Origin of the sequence: Wolbachia endosymbiont of Glossina morsitans morsitans, assembly GCF_000689175.1 — a bacterium.
GTDB classification, from domain to species: domain Bacteria; phylum Pseudomonadota; class Alphaproteobacteria; order Rickettsiales; family Anaplasmataceae; genus Wolbachia; species Wolbachia pipientis.
In genome coordinates this window covers 1-1,405 of sequence record NZ_AWUH01000046.1, presented here as the reverse complement: position 1 = coordinate 1,405, position 1,405 = coordinate 1, and the positions used below count along the sequence as shown (strand labels likewise).

Sequence of the window (1,405 nt, the reverse complement as noted above, 5' to 3'; positions counted from 1 at the left end):
TTTTATACTCACCAACTCAGTATTCCAACCTGGATTGTATCTTATCGGTAAAAAAGAAGAGCTATTTTAGGAAGTTTTTATAGGACTAAAACCAAAAGAAAACTTGCATATAAGTTTATCAAGATGTAGAATTGAAGTTGTTTTAAAAGAATAGGTTAATTATGAATCTTGTAACAAAATCTACTATCGATTTTACTGCTTCAGCTGTTCTCTCTGGCGGAGAAATTGTTGATGATTTCTGTCTGAGTAAGCGCATAAAAAATAAGTATGCTGTCCTTTTTTTCTATCCACTTGATTTTACCTTTGTCTGTCCAACTGAGTTGATATCATTTAGTAATAAAATAGAGGATTTTTCAAAACGTGGTGTTGAAGTGATAGGAATAAGTGTAGATTCAAAATTTTCACACTATAAATGGCGAAACACTCCAGTTAATGATGGTGGTATTGGAGAGATTAGCTACACTTTAGTGTCTGATATCAAAAAGTCTATATCAAGAGACTATGGGGTCTTATATGATGACTCAATTGCGCTGAGAGCAACTTTCGTTATTGATGATAAATTTATTGTACGTCATCAATCGATAAATGATTTGCCTTTAGGGCGTAATATCGATGAATTCGTTAGAATCGTTGATGCAATTAAACATAATGAGGAGCATGGTGAAGTATGTCCAGCAGGGTGGAAGAAAGGTAAGCCAGCAATGCAGGCAAGCGATGAAGGAGTAGCTGATTATCTAAACTCATACAGTGAAGAATTATAGATTTAGTACAAAAGTTCTTATTATTGGATCCGGGGCAGCGGGTTATGCTGCTGCTATATATGCAGCACGTGCAAACTTAGAGCCAGTTGTAGTAACGGGAATGCAGCCTGGTGGTCAGCTTACAATTACTACAGATGTTGAAAATTATCCTGGTTTTGTTTCAATACAGGGTCCAGAACTAATGGAGCAGATGAGGTTGCATGCAGAGAAGGTTGGAGCAAAAATAATAGATGATGAGATAAAAAGCGTTGAACAACTTGAGGACTTTAATGAGTATAGATTTAGATCTTCTGGTAATATCAATGACTACTACTCGGATGCAATTATAATTGCATCCGGTGCGCAAGCAAAATGGCTTGGTTTGGAGAGTGAAAAGGAATTTCAAGGTTACGGAGTTTCGGCTTGTGCAACTTGTGATGGTGCATTTTTTAGGAATAAAGTTGTAGCCGTGATTGGTGGTGGAAATACCGCTGTTGAAGAAGCAATATTTTTAACTCGATTTGCCAAAGAAGTGATATTAATACACAGGCGTAATAAATTAAGAGCGGAAAAAGTAATGCAAGATAGACTCTTTAAAAATGATAAAATAAAAGTAATGTGGAACCATACCGTAGAGCAGATTCTTGGAGAAGAAAATCCGAAAA

The 1,405-nt window shown here is 35.9% G+C and carries 2 protein-coding genes; both read left to right on the top strand.

Features of this window, described 5'->3' with window-relative positions; genetic code table 11:
• The first annotated feature begins 161 nt into the window (after positions 1-161).
• Positions 162-761, top strand: a complete 600-nt coding sequence (locus tag WGMM_RS01205; RefSeq protein ID WP_038248824.1) for a peroxiredoxin — start codon at positions 162-164, stop codon at positions 759-761.
• Positions 748-1,405 (top strand): NAD(P)/FAD-dependent oxidoreductase (locus WGMM_RS01200; protein ID WP_038248821.1); only part of this gene is annotated, 658 nt, incomplete at its 3' end. The genes WGMM_RS01205 and WGMM_RS01200, both read left to right, overlap by 14 nt.

Coding starts and splice junctions, on each gene's coding strand:
- WGMM_RS01205 (WP_038248824.1), top strand. CDS start 162: ATGAATCTTGTAACAAAATCTACTATCGATTTTACTGCTTCAGCTGTT.